This is a genomic window from Brevundimonas sp. D3-1P (assembly GCF_055809335.1).
In genome coordinates, this window is the sequence record NZ_CM147908.1 from 1,785,237 (window position 1) to 1,803,161 (window position 17,925).

Annotated in this window: 13 protein-coding genes and 1 pseudogene; 9 read left to right on the forward strand and 5 right to left on the reverse strand. The window is 69.4% G+C overall.

Annotation, left to right across the window (positions count from 1 at the left end; all coding sequences use genetic code 11):
• Positions 1-93: 93 nt before the first annotated feature.
• Positions 94-894, reverse strand: a complete 801-nt coding sequence (locus AC0L6G_RS09115) for a ZIP family metal transporter (RefSeq protein WP_473251967.1) — start codon at positions 892-894, stop codon at positions 94-96.
• 91 nt (positions 895-985) lie between these two features.
• On the opposite strand from AC0L6G_RS09115, the gene proB reads away from it, so the two are divergent.
• The 4 genes from proB to AC0L6G_RS09135 are packed head-to-tail and all read left to right on the forward strand — an operon-like array spanning position 986 to position 3,959.
• Entirely contained in the window at positions 986-2,119 is a 1,134-nt protein-coding gene (gene proB / locus AC0L6G_RS09120) for a glutamate 5-kinase (protein WP_473253226.1), read from the forward strand.
• Complete coding sequence (locus AC0L6G_RS09125; protein ID WP_473251968.1) at positions 2,116-3,378, forward strand: glutamate-5-semialdehyde dehydrogenase; 1,263 nt, start codon at positions 2,116-2,118, stop codon at positions 3,376-3,378. Before proB ends, AC0L6G_RS09125 begins: the two co-directional genes overlap by 4 nt.
• Positions 3,379-3,421: 43 nt before the next feature.
• Entirely contained in the window at positions 3,422-3,637 is a 216-nt protein-coding gene (locus AC0L6G_RS09130) for an AbrB/MazE/SpoVT family DNA-binding domain-containing protein (protein ID WP_473251969.1), read from the forward strand.
• Positions 3,624-3,959 (forward strand): type II toxin-antitoxin system PemK/MazF family toxin, encoded by a 336-nt coding sequence (locus tag AC0L6G_RS09135; RefSeq protein WP_473251970.1) that lies wholly within the window; start codon positions 3,624-3,626, stop codon positions 3,957-3,959. The genes AC0L6G_RS09130 and AC0L6G_RS09135 overlap by 14 nt, the downstream gene beginning before the upstream one ends.
• Before the next feature lie 62 nt (positions 3,960-4,021).
• On the opposite strand, the gene AC0L6G_RS09140 is transcribed toward AC0L6G_RS09135, so the two are convergent.
• Positions 4,022-6,454, reverse strand: a complete 2,433-nt coding sequence (locus AC0L6G_RS09140; RefSeq protein ID WP_291536653.1) for a membrane-bound PQQ-dependent dehydrogenase, glucose/quinate/shikimate family — start codon at positions 6,452-6,454, stop codon at positions 4,022-4,024.
• 228 nt (positions 6,455-6,682) lie between these two features.
• Between AC0L6G_RS09140 and AC0L6G_RS09145 the strand changes: the two genes are divergently transcribed.
• From AC0L6G_RS09145 to AC0L6G_RS09165, 5 genes and pseudogenes are all read left to right on the forward strand, one after another.
• Positions 6,683-8,110: an NAD(P)-dependent oxidoreductase gene (locus tag AC0L6G_RS09145; protein WP_473251971.1), complete on the forward strand. Its 1,428-nt coding sequence runs from the start codon at positions 6,683-6,685 to the stop codon at positions 8,108-8,110.
• Between the two features lie 162 nt (positions 8,111-8,272).
• Complete coding sequence (gene gltB / locus AC0L6G_RS09150; RefSeq protein WP_473253227.1) at positions 8,273-12,784, forward strand: glutamate synthase large subunit; 4,512 nt, start codon at positions 8,273-8,275, stop codon at positions 12,782-12,784.
• A 35-nt stretch (positions 12,785-12,819) separates the two neighbouring features.
• Positions 12,820-14,148 carry an ammonium transporter gene (locus AC0L6G_RS09155; RefSeq protein ID WP_473251972.1) on the forward strand — a complete coding sequence of 443 codons (1,329 nt, stop codon included), beginning with the start codon at positions 12,820-12,822 and terminating at the stop codon, positions 14,146-14,148.
• Positions 14,149-14,297: 149 nt separating this feature from the next.
• A pseudogene (locus AC0L6G_RS09160) lies at positions 14,298-14,736 on the forward strand (Hsp20 family protein).
• Between the two features lie 64 nt (positions 14,737-14,800).
• Positions 14,801-15,052: a DUF1150 family protein gene (locus AC0L6G_RS09165; protein WP_291536660.1), complete on the forward strand. Its 252-nt coding sequence runs from the start codon at positions 14,801-14,803 to the stop codon at positions 15,050-15,052.
• A gap of 12 nt (positions 15,053-15,064) precedes the next feature.
• Here the strand turns inward: AC0L6G_RS09165 and ptsN are convergent, their stop codons facing one another.
• From ptsN to rpoN, 3 genes are all read right to left on the reverse strand, one after another.
• A complete protein-coding gene (gene ptsN, locus AC0L6G_RS09170; protein ID WP_291536662.1) occupies positions 15,065-15,529 on the reverse strand; it encodes a PTS IIA-like nitrogen regulatory protein PtsN in 465 nt (154 codons plus the stop codon).
• Positions 15,530-15,607: 78 nt separating this feature from the next.
• Positions 15,608-16,294, reverse strand: coding sequence for a ribosome hibernation-promoting factor, HPF/YfiA family (hpf, locus tag AC0L6G_RS09175; RefSeq protein WP_473251973.1), 687 nt, complete (start codon positions 16,292-16,294; stop codon positions 15,608-15,610).
• A gap of 63 nt (positions 16,295-16,357) precedes the next feature.
• Positions 16,358-17,854: an RNA polymerase factor sigma-54 gene (gene rpoN / locus AC0L6G_RS09180; protein WP_473251974.1), complete on the reverse strand. Its 1,497-nt coding sequence runs from the start codon at positions 17,852-17,854 to the stop codon at positions 16,358-16,360.
• Positions 17,855-17,925 lie beyond the last annotated feature (71 nt).

The window sequence follows — 17,925 nt, forward strand, 5'->3', positions numbered from 1 at the left end:
CCTGGCGCCCGACCGCTTCAACCCCCGCCCGCCATGTAAATGGATGTAACGCCGCTGCGCCCGATCAAGGTCGGTTTCAGCGTCCGACCTCGCCTATCCCAGGGCGATGTCCAGGAACATCATCCCCACCAGGCCGATCATCAGCCCGATCATCGAACCCTCGCCCTTGGACTTCTCGCGCGTCTCGGGGATGATTTCGGCGGTGACGACATAGATCATCGCCCCGGCCGCCAGACCCAGGCCCCAGGGCAGGGCGCCGGGGACCAGGCCCACCACGCTGGCCCCGATCAGGCCGCCGACGGGCTCGACCAGGCCGGACGCCAGGGCCGCCAGAAAGGCCGGCCAGCGCCCATAGCCCAGGGTCGCCATCGCCGCCGAAACGGCCAGCCCCTCGGGCATGTTCTGGATGCCGATGCCGACGGCTGTGGACAGCCCCTGCTGCATGTCGCCGCCGCCGAAGCTGACGCCCACGGCCGCGCCCTCGGGGAAGTTGTGCAGGGTGATGGCGATGATGAACAGCCAGATGCGCCGCGAGAGGTCGCGCGATCCGGCCGGGCCGATGGCCAGCATATCGACCGGCGCGAACCGGTTCATCAGACCGATCACCGTCGCCCCGATCAGCACCGCCGCCGCCATGATCCCCGCCGCCGCCCCTTGCCCGGCGCCGTCCGCCTGCAGAACGTCCACGCCGGGAATGATCAGCGAGAAAAACGAGGCCGCCAGCATCACCCCGGCGGCGAAGCCCAGCAGCGCGCTCTGGGTCTGCACCCCCGCCTTGCGGAAGAACAGCAGCGGGACGGCGCCGACCGCCGTCATCATGCCCGCCGCCAGACTGCCCAGCGTTCCGGCCAGGATTGGCGACAAGCCGCCGGAGGCTGGGAAAAGCGATTCCATCATTCGTCTGCATTGCGGCGCGATGCGGCAAGAGACAAGCCGGAAAGCGCGCGTTAGAAAAAGCGTCATGTCCCAGGCCGCCGCCCTGCCCTTGCGTCTCGACGCCGCCTCAGCCCTGCGCGGCGCGCGGCGCGTGGTGGTCAAGATCGGCTCGTCCCTGCTGATCGACCCCGCGACGCGGCGGCCGACGCGCGACTGGCTGACGGCGACGGCCGCCGACCTGGCCGCGCTGCGGGCCGAGGGACGCGAGGTGATCGTGGTCTCCTCCGGCTCCATCGCCCTGGGCCGAGGCCTTCTGCCGAAACTGGGGGCGCGGCTGGAGGACAAGCAGGCGGCCGCCTCGGTCGGGCAATCCCTGCTGATGGCCGCCTGGTCCGCCGCGCTGGAGCCGCATGGCCTGGTCGCGGGCCAGGTGCTGCTGACGCGCGACGACACCGAGCGGCGCCGCCGCTGGCTGAACGCCCGCGCCACTGTCCAGGCGCTTCTGGCCCACGGCGTCGTTCCCGTCGTCAACGAGAACGACACGGTCGCCACCGAAGAGATCCGCTATGGCGACAACGACCGGCTGGCCGCGCGCACGGCCCAGCTGGCGCGGGCGGACCTGCTGGTGCTGCTGTCGGACGTGGACGGCCTCTACACCGCCGATCCGCGCCGCGATCCGACCGCCGTCCACCTGCCGCTGATCGAGAGTCTGACGCCGGACATCCTGGCCATGGGCGGGGGCGCCAACGCCGATGCGGGCGTGGGCACGGGCGGCATGGCGACCAAACTGGCCGCGGCTCAGATCGCGCGCTCGGCCGGTTGCGCCACCCTGATCGCCTCGGGCCAGACCCTGTCGCCGCTCGCCGCCATCCGCGACGGCGCCCGCGCCACCCTGATCGCCGCCCCCGACGGTCCCCTGGCCGCCTACAAGCAATGGATCGCCGGCAGCCTGTCGCCGGCCGGGACCCTGACGCTGGACCCCGGCGCCGTCGCGGCGCTGCGGGCGGGCAAGAGCCTGCTGCCCGCCGGGGTCGCGGGGGTCTCGGGCGGGTTCGAGAAGGGCGATTGCGTGCGCCTGATCGACGCCGACGGCCGCGCGGTCGGCGTGGGCCTGGCCGCCTATGCGGCGGACGAGGCCGCGCGCATCCGGGGCCGTCGCTCCGACGAGATCGAGGCCGTTCTGGGCTATCGCGGGCCCTCGGTGCTGATCCACCGCGACGACATGGTGCTGGACGACCGATGACCGACCTTTCGACCCGGATGCTGGAGATGGGCCGACGCGCCCGCGCCGCTGCGGCCGCCTTGCGCGAGGCCCCCGCCGCCGCCCGCACCCGCGCGCTGTCCGCCCTGTCCGAACGCCTGGCGGCGGCCCAAGCCGACATCCTGGCCGCCAACGCCCGCGACGTCGCCGCCGCCGGCGACAACGGCATGAACGCGGCCCTGGTCGACCGGCTGTCGCTGAGCCCGGCGCGCGTCGCGGGCATGGCCCAGGCCGTGGCGACCATCGCCGCCGTACCCGATCCCCTAGGCGTCGAGACCGAGCGCTGGACCCCCGCCAACGGCCTGGACATCGCCCGCGTCCGCACCCCCATCGGCGTGCTGGGGGTGATCTACGAGAGCCGGCCCAACGTCACCGCCGACGCCGCCGCCCTGTGCATCCGTTCGGGCAATGCGGCCATATTGCGCTGCGGCTCGGACTGTCTGCAATCGTCCCTGGCCATCGCCGCCCTGATCGCGGAAAGCCTGGCCGAGGCCGGCCTGCCCGCCGATGCGGTGCAGTTGGTCGACACCCCCGACCGGGCGGCGGTGGGGATGATGCTGTCCGGCCTGGACGGCGCCATCGACGTCATCGTCCCGCGCGGCGGCAAGAGCCTGGTCGCCCGCGTCCAGGCCGAGGCGAAGACGGCGGTGCTCAGCCATCTGGAAGGGCTGAACCACACCTATCTGCATCGCGCCGCCGATGTGGAGACCGCCCGCGCCATCGTGCTGAACGCCAAGATGCGGCGCGTCTCGGTCTGCGGCGCGACCGAGACTTTGCTGGTGGACCGGGCGGCGGCGCGGCGCCTGTTGCCCCCCGTCGCCGCCGACCTGATCGCCGCCGGCTGCGAACTGCGCGGCGACGCCGAGGCGCTGGCCCTGGTCCCCGGCATGGTTCCGGCGCAGGAGGCCGACTGGCTGACCGAATATCTGGCGCCGATCCTGGCCGTTCGCGTCGTGGACGACCTGGAAGCCGCCGTCGGTCACATCGCCCGCTACGGCTCGGGCCATACCGAGGCCATCGTCACGACGGACGCGGCCGCCGCCGAACGGTTCGCCGCCCGGGTCGACAGCGCCATCGTCCTGATCAACGCTTCGACCCAGTTCGCCGACGGCGGCGAGTTCGGCTTCGGCGGCGAGATCGGCATCTCCACCAACCGCCTGCACGCGCGCGGGCCGGTGGGCGCCGAACAACTGACCACCTACAAATACGTCGTGCGCGGACAGGGTCAGATCCGGCCGTGAGGTCTGACTTGCCGACAGTAAGGAAATTCCTTACCATCGCCGCATGATCAAGAGCCGTCTGACATCCAAGGCCCAGACCACCATCCCCCAGGCCGTGCGCGCCGCGCTCAGCCTGCAGGACGGCGACGAGCTGCAGTATGATCTGGACGGCGACCGTGTGATCCTACGCAAGGCTCGCAAAGCCCCGGCTGAAGATCCGTTCGCGGCGTTCGACGAATGGGATGGCGAGGCGGACCGTAAAGCCTATGCCGGACTTTGAGCGCGGCGACGTCGTCCGCGTCCCTTTCCCTTATACCGACCGCAGCATGCGCCAACATCGCCCGGCGCTGGTCGTTTCCGACGGGCCGCTAGGCGACGGCGACAGGCTGTTGTGGGTGGTGATGATCACTAGCGCCGACAACCGGCCGTGGGCAGGCGATGTGTCTTTAGGCGACAGCTATGCCGACGCCGGACTGCCTGCGCCCTCGGTGGTGCGACCTGTGAAGATCGCCACCATCGACGCGGCTGTGGCGACGCGCTTGGGCCGCATCGACGATGCGCGATTGGCGCGGACGATGAGCATCGTCCGCGCCAACCTCTAACATTCATTTCATCGCGGCCTTAAGCCGCGCCAAGTGCGGCAGGCCAAGCCAATACGATTACCTCAGCCGCGTTGCGGCAGGGCGTAGGCGATGACGTAATCGCCCTCGGGCGTCTCCATGAAGTGGTGGCCGGCGGCCACGATCACCAGATACTGGCGGCCGTTCTGCTCGTAGATCATCGGGTTGGCCTGGCCGCCCGCGGGCAGCACGTCGGACCAGATGGTCTTGCCGGTCTCGATGTCGATGGCGCGGATCAGGTCGTCGGTCGCCGAGGCGATGAAGATCAGCCCCCCCGCCGTGACCACCGACCCGCCGTTGTTCGGCGTGCCGATCTCCAGCGGCAGCATCGAGGGGATGCCGAACGGCCCGTTCTTGCGCGCCGTGCCGAAGGGACGATCCCACAGGGTTTTGCCGCTCTGCACGTCGATGGCGCGGATGCCGCCATAGGGAGGCTCCTTGCACAGCAGGCCGGTGAAGGGCATCCGCCAGCCGGCGTTGACGTCGATCGCATAGGGCACGCCCATCTGCGGATCGCCGGCGCCCTCGGCCTTGGACAGGTTGCCGCCCCGGTTGGCCATCTCCTTTTCGCGCTGGATGTAGCGGGGGTCGTCGCGCGGGAACCAGCCCAGCTTGTCGGCTTCGGCGCGCGGCACCAGCCGGTTGTAGTTGGGCATGTCGTTATAGTTGGCGACGATCACGCCGCGCCGCGGGTCCAGCGCCACGCTGCCCCAGTCCGAACCGCCGTTGTAGCCGGGATATTCGATCCAATGACGATCGGCGGTCGGGGCGGTGAACTGCCCTTCATAGGACGCCTTCTTGAACTGGATGCGGCAGATCATCTGGTCGATCGGCGACATCCCCCACATGTCCCGCTCTTGCAGATCGGGCTTGGCCAGGGTGTTGAACAGCGAATAGGGCTGGGTGCGGGCGCGTTGGGCCGGCTCGACCCCGCCGCCGGGGGCCGGACGATCCTCGACGCCGTGCAGCGGCTGGCCGGTGCGACGATCCAGCACGAAGATCTCGCCGCGCTTCGACGGCAGGATCACCGCCGGGGTCACGCCGCCGCCTGTCGGCAGATCGACCAGAGTGACCTGGGATCCCAGATCGTAGTCCCACACGTCGCGGCGCACCGTCTGATAGCTCCAGCGCGGCTTGCCGGTCGTGACGTCGAGCGCGACCAGGGCGCTGGAATATTGGTTCTCGGCCGGCCGGCGCAGGCTGGAATAGTAGTCGGCGGCCGAATTGCCCATCGGCAGATAAACCAGGCCCAGGGCCTCGTCGCCGGTCGCCGTCGTCCACATGTTGGGCGTGCCGGGCGTATAGGTCTGGCCCGCCGGCGGGGTGGTGGCGATGTCGGGCCGCATCATGTCCCAGGCGAAGCGCAGCTGGCCCGTGTTGACGTCATAGCCCTGGATCACGCCCGAGGCGTTCCAGCGCTTCTGGCCGTCCAGCACCTGGTGGCCGGTGACGATGATCCCGCGCACGACGACCGGCGCCGAGGTGATCGACACCATGCCCGGATAGGGGTCGCCCATGCCGGTCTTGATGCTGACCGCGCCATTGGACCCGAAGGCCTGACAGGGCGCGCCGGTCCGGGCGTCCAGGGCGATGATGCGGCCGTCCAGCGTGCCCTCAATGATGCGCGTGGCGCAGGGCTGGGCCGGATCGACGTTCGGCGCCGCGTAATAGGTCACGCCCCGGCAGGCGGCGGTATAGGGGATCTGATCGTCCGGCACGCGGGGATCATAGACCCACTTCTGCTTGCCGGTGTTGGCGTCCAGGGCGAACACCTTGTTGCGCGCCGAGCAGAGATAAAGGGTGTCGGCGATCTTCAGCGGCGTCGTTTCTGCGCCCCAGCGTTCGCCCGGCAGGTCGCCGGTGCGGAAGGTCCAGGCGCGCTGCAACTGGCCGACATTGTCCTTGTTGATCTGCGTCAGCGGCGAGAACCGCTGGGCGGCGTCCGATCCGCCATAGGCGGGCCAGTCCGCTCCGGCCTTTATCAGCGCCGGATCGCCGAAGGGACCGCGCACGCCAGGCACCGGGCTGTCGACGCCCGGCTTGTTGATCTGTCCGATCACCAGGCCGAAAACCACCGTCAGAACCGCCAGGCCCAGAGCCCCGACGCCTGCCGTGCGGCCGCCGCCCCGACCGGGACGCAGCACCGGCAGCGTCGCCAGCACCAGGAACATCAGCACCAGCGGCCCGACCAGGCGCGGGATCATGGCCCAGCCGTTCGTTCCCTTTTCCCACAAGGCCCAGATCAGGGTCGCAAGGAAGGTCGCGCCATAGATCCAGGCGCCGCGCACGTCGCGATAGACAAGGAAAAAGCCGGAGACGATCAGCGCCAGGCCCGCCAGCAGATAATACCAGGAACCGCCCAGGACGGCGAGCTGAACCCCGCCCACGGTCAGCACCAGGCCGATCACGGCCAATAGCAGCCCGAGAAGCAGCGTCAGCCACCCTCCCAGGCCGGTCGGGGTTGTCCATCGAGGCATGATCGGGGTTCTCCTGCTTAGGTGAAGTTGCGGCAACGCTTGAGAGGCGGGGTGGTTCCTATCGCCGCACCGTCGGAACCAAACGCTGTTGCGCCGCGACGGCCCTTTTTCGGCATCATTTGACGACAGAATATCCGTTCTTGGATGTTTTTTTCTTTCTGCCCGACTGAGAACGCCTCGCGGCAATAATATTTGCCTATGGCGCGGGCTTTGCGGCATATGCGAGATATGCACAAGACCCTGAAGCCAGGCGGGACTTTCGTCGTCGAACCCCGCCGCCTGTCCAAGGCCTCGGCCGAACTGCGCGCGCGCGGTTTCGGCGAGATCACGATTCCGCCCTCGACGGAGACGGCCGAGAAACAGGCGTCGCGTTGCACCGACTGCGGCGTGCCCTTCTGCCAGAACGCCTGCCCGCTTCAGAACAACATACCCGACTGGCTGCGCCTCTCTGCCGAGAACGAGGCGCGCGAGGCTTGGCGCGTCGCGTCCCTGACCTCGACCATGCCCGAAATCTGCGGTCGGATCTGCCCGCAGGACCGGCTGTGCGAAGGCGGCTGCACCCTGAACCAGTCCGGCTGGGACGCCGTCACCATCGGTTCGGTCGAGGCCTGGCTGGGCGATCAGGCGTGGGAAAAGGGCTGGGTCGAGCCGATCCGTCCGGCCGCCGAACGGGCCGAAAGCGTCGGCGTCGTCGGCGCGGGACCGGCCGGCCTGGCCGCCGCCGACCGTCTGCGCTCCGAGGGCTATCAGGTCACCGTCTATGACCGGCACGACCGCGCGGGCGGCCTGCTGATCTATGGCATCCCCGGCTTCAAGCTGGAGAAGCACGTGGTCCAGCGCCGCGTGGATCGTCTGGCCGAGGGCGGCGTCCGGTTCGTGCTGGGCTGCGAGGTCGGCAAGGACGTGACCCTGACCGAACTGCGCGAGCGCCACGACGCCGTGCTTCTGGCCATGGGCGTCTATCAGCCGCGCACCCTGTCGGCGCCGGGACGCGGGCCGGATTCGACCGTGGCCGCGCTGTCCTATCTGACGCATCAGAACCGCCGCGACCTGGGCGACGCCGAACAGGACGGCTGGCGCGAGGCGCGCGGCAAGCGGGTGGTGGTCATCGGCGGCGGCGACACGGCCATGGACTGCGTCCGCACCGCCATCCGCCAAGGCGCGGCCTCCGTAACCTGCCTTTATCGTCGCGACCGCGAGAACATGCCCGGCTCGGCCCGCGAAGTGGTCAATGCGGAAGAGGAGGGCGTCGTCTTCGAATGGCTGGCCGCGCCCAAGGCCCTGCTGTCGCAAGGCGACCAGGTCACGGGCGTGCGCGCCGCGCGCATGCAGTTGACCGAGGCCGCACCGGGAGAGCGTCGCGACATCGTGCCCGTGCCCGGCGCCGACTTCGACGTGCCGGCCGACATCGTCATCGAGGCCCTGGGCTTCTCGCCCGAGCCGTTCGCGGCGCACGAACCCGATCTGCGCCTGCGCGACGACGGCACGATCAAGGTCGGGTCCGTCAGCTTCGCCACCAGCCTGCCTGGCGTCTTCGCCGCCGGCGACGCGGTGCGCGGCGCTTCCCTGGTCGTCTGGGCCGTCCGCGAAGGCCAGGACGCCGCCGCAGAGATCGACCGCTACTTCAAGACCCGCACCGAGGAGGTCGCGGCATGACCTTCCTCAAACTTCCGCTCATCCCCGCGAAGGCGGGGACCCAGATCTCTGGGCGCTCCGATGGAGCAGACGGATCAACGATTTTTATCCCTGACGCCGGCGCCTCGCGACAGCATTGGCTCCCCGCCTTCGCGGGGATGAGCGGATGGGGTGGGTAAGCTTATGACCTGGTTAGACACCTACAACGACACCCGCGATCGCCTGGAAGCCGGGAACGCCTATGACCGCGCCTCCGAGCGCGACGCCTGCGGCGTGGGCCTGGTCTGTTCCATCGACGGCACGCCGCGCCGCGACGTGGTCGAATATGCGATCCGCAGCCTGAAGGCCGTGGCCCACCGGGGCGCGGTCGATCCCGACGGCCTGTCGGGCGACGGCGCCGGGATCATGGCCGAACTGCCGCAGGGCTTCTTCGCCGAACAGGTGGCCTCCATCGGCCAGTCCCTGCGACCGGGGCCCATCTGCGTCGGCCAGGTCTTCCTGCCGCGCACCGACCTGGGCGCCCAGGACCGCGCCCGCGCCATCGTCGAGACCGAGGCCCTGCGTGGCGGTTTCTGGATCTATGGATGGCGCCAGACGCCCATCGACCTGTCGGTCGTCGGGACGAAGGCCGGGGCGACCCGGCCCGAGATCGAACAGATCATGCTGGCCCCGCCGTTGGACGACGCAGGACAGCCGCTGGATGGCGAGGCGCTGGAGCGCGAACTGTATCTGTGCCGCCGCCGCATCGAGAAGACGGTCAAGACCGAGAACCTGGCCGGGGTCTATATCTGCACCCTGTCCGCGCGCTCCATCGCCTATAAGGGCATGGTGCGCGCCGAACTGCTGGGCGACCTGTATCCCGACCTGGAGGACCCGCGCTTCGTCTCGGCCTACGCGGTCTTCCACCAGCGCTATTCGACCAACACCTTCCCCGAATGGAAGCTGGCCCAGCCCTTCCGCATGATGGCCCACAACGGCGAGATCAACACGCTGAAGGGCAATCTGAACTGGATGAAGTCGCACGAGATCCGCATGGCGGCCGGCGCCTTCGGCGACCGCGACCGCGAGGTCAAGCCGGTGGTCCAGCCGGGCGGCTCGGACTCGGCGGCGCTGGACAACGTCATGGAGGTGCTGGTCCACGCCGGTCGCCCCGCACCCATGGCCAAGGCCCTGCTGATCCCCGAGGCCTGGGCCAAGGACGATGTGGTCATGCCCGCCGAACACCGGGCCTTCTACGCCTATTGCAACGCGGTGATGGAGCCGTGGGACGGCCCGGCCGCCATCTGCGCCGCCGACGGCCGCTGGATCGTGGCGGGCAAGGACCGCAACGGACTGCGCCCCCTGCGCGCCGTCGAGACCGTGGACGGCCTGCTGATGGCCGGGTCGGAGGCCGGCCTGGTGCCGATCCCCGAGAGCCGGGTGAAGCGCCGCCTGCACATCGGCCCCGGCAAGCTGATCGCCGTCGATATGAAGCACGGCCGCGTCTATGACGAGCATGAGGCCGTCGACGCCCTGGCCGCCGCCCACCCCTATGAGGCGTGGCTGGACAACATGGTCGATCTGGAGCCGATCATCGGCCCCGGACCGGAACCGCGCTCGGCCTCGGGCGAGGCCCTGACCCGTCGCCAGATCGCCGCCGGATACAGCCGCGAGGACCTGGACCTGCTGCTGGACGCCCTGGTGCGCGACGGCAAGGAGGCGGTCGGTTCGATGGGCGACGACGCCCCGCCCGCCGTCCTGTCGGCCCTGCCGCGCCCACTATCGCACTATTTCCGCCAGAACTTCTCGCAGGTGACGAACCCGCCCATCGACCCCTTGCGCGAAGCCGGGGCCATGAGCCTGAAGACCCGGTTCAAGAACCTGGGCAACATCCTGGCCGAGGAAGAGGCCCAGACCGACGTCTTCGTGCTGGACAGCCCCGTCCTGACCAACGGCATGTACGAACGGATGATCGAGACGGTCGGGGCCGGTTCGACCGTGGTCGTCGACTGCACCTACGCCGCGCCTTCGAATGACGCCCGGGCAGGGGCCGGTCTGCGTGCGGCGCTGGACCGGATCATGGACGAGGCCGAGGCCGCCGCCCGCGACGGAGCGGCCCTGATCGTGCTGACGGATCAAGCGGGTTCGGCGGGTCGTCTGGCCGCGCCGATGATCCTGGCGACCGCCGGGGTCCACGGCCGCCTGACCAAGGCGGGCCTGCGGTCCTACTGCTCCATCGTGGTCCGCACGGCCGAGACGCTGGACCCGCACGGGTTCGCCGTTCTGGTCGGGGTGGGCGCCACCACCGTCAACGCCTGGCTGGCCCAGGACCTGTTCCAGGAGCGTCTGGACCGGGGCCTGTATCCCGGCCTGTCGCTGCGCGACGCCTGTCTGAACTATAAGGCCGGGATCGAGGCGGGCCTGCTGAAGACCCTGGCCCGCAAGGGGATCAGCGTCATCTCGGCCTATCGCGGCGGCTGCGAGTTCGAGGTTCTGGGTCTGTCGCGGGCGCTTACGGCCGAATTCTTCCCCGGCGCCCCGTCGCGCATCTCCGGCATCGGCCTGGCCGGGCTGGAGCAGGCGGCGATGAAACGTCACCGCATCGCCTGGGGCGAGGCCGTCCCCTCTCCAGCCATCGGCGGCTTCTTCAAGATCCGTTCGGGCGGCGAGGCCCACGCCCACGAGGCCAAGACCATCCACCTGCTGCAGGACGCCTGCAACCGGGGCGACTATCGCCGGTTCAAGCAGTTCTCCGAGGTCGTCCGCGCCCAGGCCGACCTGTCCCTGCGCGACCTGCTGGACTTCCGCGAAGGGACGCCCATCCCTATCGATCAGGTCGAGAGCGTGTCGGACATCCGTCGCCGCTTCCTGACCCAGGCCATGTCCCTGGGCGCCCTGGGGCCAGAGGCGCACGAGACGCTGAACATCGCCATGAACCGCATCGGCGCGCGCAGCGTGTCCGGCGAAGGCGGCGAGGACCCCGAACGCTATCACCCGCGTCCCAACGGCGACGACGCCAACTCGGCGGTGAAGCAGGTGGCGTCCGGCCGGTTCGGCGTCACCGCCGAATATCTGAACCAGTGCCGCGAGATCGAGATCAAGGTGGCCCAGGGCGCCAAGCCCGGCGAGGGCGGCCAGCTGCCCGGCTTCAAGGTCACGGAATTCATCGCCCGGATGCGCCACGCCGTGCCCGGCACGACCCTGATTTCGCCGCCGCCGCACCACGACATCTATTCGATCGAGGATCTGGCCCAGCTCATCTACGACCTGAAGGCCATCAACCCCGATGCGCGGGTGACGGTGAAACTGGTGTCCGCCTCGGGCATCGGGGCCATCGCGTCGGGGGTAGCCAAGGCCAACGCCGACGCCATCCTGATCGCCGGCCACAACGGCGGCACCGGTGCCTCGCCCCAGACCTCGATCAAGCACGCCGGCCTGCCGTGGGAGATCGGCCTGGCCGAGGCCCATCAGGTGCTGACGCTGAACAATCTGCGCGGCTCGGTCACGCTGAGGACCGACGGCGGGGTCCGCACCGGCCGCGACGTGGTCATCGCCGCCATGCTGGGGGCCGAGGAATACGGCGTCGGCACCGCCGCCCTGATCGCCATGGGTTGTCTGATGGTGCGCCAGTGCCATTCCAACACCTGCCCCGTCGGCGTCTGTTCCCAGGACGAGCGCCTGCGCGAGAAGTTCACCGGCACGCCCGACAAGGTCGTCAACCTGTTCACCTTCATCGCCGAGGAGACGCGCGAAATCCTGGCCTCCATCGGCGCGCGCACGATGGACGAGATCATCGGCCGCACCGACCTGCTGCGTCAGGTGCGTCGTGGCGGTTCGCACCTGGACGACCTCGACCTGAACCCCCTGCTGGTTCAGGTGGACGAGGGCGCGGCCGGCAAATGGGCCGACAAGACGACCCGCAAGCCCATCGCCGACAGCCTGGACGCCGCCGTGCTGAAGGACGCCGTGCGATTCCTGGATCGCGGCCAGACGCTGGAGCTGTCCTATCCGCTGAACAACACCCAGCGCACGGTGGGCGCCGCCCTCTCCTCCGCCATCGTGCGGCGCTTCGGCGCGCAAGGCCCGGCCGGTCGGCTGAAGCTGCGGCTGGAAGGCATAGCGGGCCAGAGCTTCGGCGCCTTCGCCGCCAAGGGTCTGGAGCTCCATCTGACCGGCGAGGCCAACGACTATGTCGGCAAGGGCCTGTCGGGCGGCGAAATCTCGATCCGCACCCCCGAATGGCGCGAGGATCAGCTGATCTGCGGCAACACCACGCTTTATGGCGCGACATCCGGCCGTCTGTTCGTCGCTGGGGCGGCAGGCGAGCGGTTCGCGGTCAGGAACTCGGGCGCGGAGGCCGTGGTCGAGGGCTTGGGCGCGCACGGCTGCGAATATATGACCGGGGGCCGGGTGGTCGTGCTGGGTTCGGTCGGCTGGAACCTGGCGGCGGGCATGAGCGGCGGCGAGCTGTTCGTGCTGGATCGGCCGGGCCATGCCGAACGCGCCCTGAACGGCGACCTGGCGGGCGTCGCCGACATCGACGCGGACGCGGCCGACCGGCTGAAAACCCTGGTCGAGGCCCATCTGGCCGCGACCGGATCGCCCCTGGCGCGTCGCCTGCTGGGCGACTGGGACGCCGCCCTGCAACGCTTCGTCCGCATTGTTCCGCTGACGGAGATTGTCACCCGGTCCGAACGGCTTAAGACTTCAGCCTGAGCCCGTTTTCTTCCTCTCTTCCCCGAGACGAACCCATGACCCGACCCGCCGTCCTCGCCGCTCTCCTCGCTGCGGGGGCGGCGTCCGCGGCGTCGCCCGCTCTGGCGGCGCCCGCCTTGGCCGCACCCGCCCTCCTGGCCCACCAGGCGCCGCTGGCCCTCGACCCGGCGGCGACGGCCTGGATCCTGACGTCGACGGCCCTGGTCCTGTTGATGACCCTGCCGGGCCTGGCGCTGTTCTATGGCGGCATGGTCAGAAAAAAGAACATCATCAGCGTCATCGCCCAGTCGGCGGCCGCTTTCGCCATCGTCTCGGTGCTGTGGTTCCTGGTCGGCTATTCCCTGTCGTTCGGAAAAGGACCGGCGGCGGTCGACGGCCTGATCGGGGGGGTCCAGGCGGCCTTCCTGAACGGGGTGACGATGCAGACGGCCAACGGCCTGCTGCCCGGCCTGCCCGAACTGCTGTTCGTCAGCTTCCAGATGACCTTCGCCATCATCACCCCGGCCTTGATCGCCGGCGCCTTCGCCGAGCGGATGAAGTTCTCGGCCAGCCTGCTGTTCTTCGGCCTGTGGCACCTGATCGTCTATGCGCCGATCTGCCATCAGGTATGGGGCGGCGGCTATCTGGGAAGCCTGGGCGTGCTGGATTTCGCGGGCGGGGCGGTGGTGCATGTCAATGCGGGGGTCGCCGGCCTGGTCTGCGCCCTGGTGCTGGGGCCGCGTCACGGCTTCGGGCGCGACAACATGGCCCCCGCCAACCTGGCCTATAGCGCCATCGGCACAGGCCTGCTGCTGGTCGGCTGGCTGGGCTTCAACGCCGGATCGGCGGGCGCCGCCGACGCCTTGGCCGCCGTCGCCGCCTTCAACACCATCCTTGCCGCCGCCGCCGCGGCGCTGGGTTGGATGACCGTCGAATGGTTCGACCGCCGCCGCCCGACCCTGCTGGGCCTGCTGTCCGGCGTCGTCGGGGGCCTGGTCGCCGTCACCCCCGCCGCCGGCTTCGTCGATCCCAAGGGCGCCTTCTTCATCGGCCTGATCGCCGGCCCGGCCTGCTATGCGGGCGCGGTCTGGCTGAAGCACGCGCTGAAATACGACGACAGCCTGGACGCCTTCGGCGTGCACGGGGTGGGCGGCGTCGTCGGGGCCCTGCTGACGGGCCTGTTCGCCACCACCAGCGTCAACGCCCTGGCCGAGGGCGCCGCCGTCTGGAAACAGGCCGTCGGCCTCGCGGGCGCCATCGCCTGGAGCGCGGTCGGCACCTTCGTCGTCCTGATGATCTGCAAGTTCACCACCGGCCTGCGCGTCAGCAAGGACCAGGAGGTCGAGGGCCTGGACTACACCCAGCACGGCGAAGCCATCCACTAGGGGCGTCACGCCGTCCGGCCGTCTCGAACCTGGAGAGGGCGCCGCATCACGGTTGATCCCGCCCCCCTCCGTCCCCATCTTCATCTGTGACGGAGCGTCTTGCCGATTGCGGGAGACGCCTTCGTCGGTCGCTTTTCCAAGGACCCCAGATGACGACGACGCGCACCATCCTGTTCGACAGCCCCTTCCTGCTGGGTTTCGACCATACACGCGCCCTTATCGACCGCGCCGCCAAGGCGGCGGCCGAGAGCTATCCGCCCTACAATGTCGAACAGATCGGCGATGCGGGCGTGCGGATCAGCCTGGCCGTCGCGGGCTTTTCGCCCGACGAACTGGCCATCACCCTGGAGGGCCGCCAGCTGACCATCGCCGGAAAGCGCGACGAGGCCGGTCGGGGCGAACAGGCCTTCCTGCACCGGGGCATCGCCGCGCGCGGCCATCGCCGCGCGCGGCTTCGTGCGCAGCTTCGTCCTGGCCGACGGGCTGGAGGTGTCCGGCGCCCGGCTGGAGCACGGCCTTCTGCACGTTGACCTGGTCCGGCCCGAGGCCGAGCGTCAGGTGCGGCGGATTCCCATCACGGCCGGCTGAAAAAGGCGGCCATCCGAACCGCCCGGCGATCCGGGCGTTGTAAAACACGAAGGAGGCGGTCCTAATGACGCCGATGACCATGACCAAGGAAGATTTCGCCGGCCTGGGCGCACCCGATCTCGTCTATGTGCGCGAGATCAAGGCGTCGGACCTGCTGGAGGAAGCGGTGCAGATGAAGGACGTGCACATCGACCCCGGCCAATCGCTCTACGCCGTCCACAGCGCCGACGGCGAACGCCTGGCGGTCATGATCGACCGCGACACCGCCTTCGCCGCCGCCGTCGCCCATGAGCTGGAGCCCGTCTCGGTCCACTGACCGAAGGCGCGGTCAGGCGGCGGTCGCCGCCTTGTCCTTGACGAACAGAGCCTTGACGGCATCCGTCGTGCGCGCCTGGCGCAGCTGTTCGCGCAGTTCGGGAGATCGCAGGGCCCGCGACACGGCTGCCAGCGCCCGCAAATGCTCGGCCCCCGCCTTGGGCGGCGCGAACAGGCCGAAGATCAGATCGACGGGCCGGTCGTCCACGGCGTCATAGGCGACCGGCGTGTCCAGCCGCACGAAGACCGCCATCACCCGGTCAATCTCGGCCAGGCGCGCATGGGGCACCGCCACCCCCGACCCCAGGCCGGTCGAGCCCAGGGCCTCGCGCTCCATCAGGGCGTCGAACACCTTGGCCTCGTCAACCCCCAGGGCGTGCGATGCGGCTTCGGACAGGGCGTGCAGGGCCTGGCGTTTGGACGACGCCCCGCCGCGCAGCACCACGCCCTTGGGCGCGAGCAGATCACCGATGTCCATCAGAAACCCTCGATTACGCACAACGGACGGCGCGGGCGCCCCTTTAGAGACTCCCGCGCCGAAGTCAAACTGGGCCGGTCAATTCACGGCGCCGCCCGCCAGGGCGTCGTCGGCCTGGACGTTGTTGGTCTTGCCGTTGGCCGCCACCGTTCGTTCGGGATCGATCCAGCCCACATTGCCGTCCGGACGGCGATAGACCACCGCCAGGCCGCCGTGGGCCGCATTGCGGAACAGAACGACCGGGTATCCGGTCATGTCCAGCTCCAACACCGCCCGGCCGACCGTGATGGTGCGGATCTCGTGCTCGGTTTCGGCGATCACCATGCCCAGGGGCGGCGGACCGTCGTTTTCGGTCGCATCGCCGAAGACCTCGTCGTCGACGCTGTCGGGGTCCCTCAGCACGATGCTGCGGGCGACTTCGCGGGCGGCGTTCTCAGTCTTCTCGGGCGACAGGCCCTTGGGCCCGATGTGGTGGTCCTTCAGCCGACGCTTGTAGCGACGCACCCGCTTTTCCAACCGATCCAGCGCCTCGGTGAAGGCGGAGTGGGCGTCGCCGCCGAATCCGGTCGTCACCAGGGTCTGACCGGACGCCAGGCGGACCCAACAGTCCACCTTGAAGCCGTGGCCGTCCTTGGACACCACGACCTCGGCGTCGTCGCCGCCGCGGGCGAAGTATTTTCCAACCCCTTCCTCGAGTTCCTGGGAGATGCGCGAGCCTAACGCTTCGCCGACATCCACTTGCTTGCCGCTGACTTGGACTTGCATGCCGACAGAACGCGCCCGACCCGGTTTGGTGTCAATCGGGATCACCGTTTTGTGGTCGCGCCGTCAGGCGGTCCTCAACATCCGGCGACGCTGAACGGACGACGGAATTCTTAACGCTTCCCGATACTTGGCTACGGTCCGGCGGGCGATGTCGACGCCCGCCTCCTTCAGGATCTCGACGATCCGGTCATCGGACAAAACGTCGCCCTCCAGCCCCTCGCCGTCGATCATCGTCTTGATCCGATGACGGACGGCTTCGGCCGAATGGGCGGCGACGCCGTCCACCGACTGGATGGCGGCGGTGAAGAAGAATTTCAGCTCGAACACCCCGCGCGGCGTGGCGACATATTTGTTGGAGGTGACGCGGCTGACGGTCGATTCGTGCATGCCGATGGCGTCCGCCACCGTCTTCAGGTTCAGCGGTCGCAGGAACTCCACCCCGAAAGCGAAGAAGGCGTCCTGCTGGCGCACGATCTCGGACGAGACCTTCAATATGGTCTTGGCCCGCTGGTCCAGCGACTTGACCAGCCAATTGGCCTGGGCGGCGCATTCCGCGACGAAGGTCTTTTCGGTGTCGGACCGCGCCCCCGCCTGAACCAGGCCGTGATAGCGCTTGTCCACCAACAAGCGCGGCAGGGTGTCGGCGTTCAGCTCCACCCGCCAGCCGCCGGCCGGGTCGGGGCGGACATGGACGTCGGGCACGACCGTCTGGGCCGGCTCGCCGCCGAAGCCCGCGCCGGGGCGCGGCGTCAGGGCCTTGAGCTCGGCGATCATCTCGGCCAGGTCTTCGCCGTCGACGTCGCAGACCCGGCGCAGGCCCGCCAGATCGCGCCGCGCCAACAGCTCCAGATTGTCCAGCAGGGCCGCCATGGCCGGATCGAAACGGTTGCGCTCGATCAGTTGCAGCTTCAGGCATTCCGGCGCCGACCGGGCCATGACCCCCGTCGGCTCGAACCCGTGGCAGACGGCCAGCACCGCCTCGATCCGCGCCAGCGGGACGCCCAGCCGGTCGGCGAACTCGGCCAGTTCGCCGCGCAGATAGCCGCCCTCGTCCGTCGCGTCGATCAGGGTCAGGGCGATGGCGTGGTCCGCCGCCGTGAACCCGGCCGCAGACGCCTGGGCCTGAAGATGCTCCCACAGGGTCGGCTCGTGCGCGTCGGGCCTTTCGCCCTCGCCCTCGAACGTCTGGCCGCCCTTGCCGGCGCTGGACCAGTCGGACAGCCCTGGCTGGGCCTCGTCGGTCATCCGGTCGCTGGTTCGCTCGCCCGGCGCGGCGTCGCCATAGACGTCGTCGGAACCAGCGTCCATCGCGGCGGCGGAGCCTTCGCCCACCCCGTCGCCGAACGCCATTTCGCCGTCGCCGGCCTCGATCCGCTCGGTCGGCGCGGGCGTCTCGCCCTCCGGCTCATCGCGTTGCAGCAGCGGATTGCGCTCCAGCTCCTGTTCGACGAAGTCGTCCAGCTCCAGGTTCGACAGTTGCAGCAGCTTGATCGCCTGCTGCAGCTGGGGCGTGATGACCAGCCCCTGCCCCTGCCTGACCTCTAACCTCTGCCCGATCACGTCCGAAGAATCCCGCCTCCTGGGCCAAACTGGCCCGGAACTTGCTGAGCAGAATGTCGCCTGATCGGTTA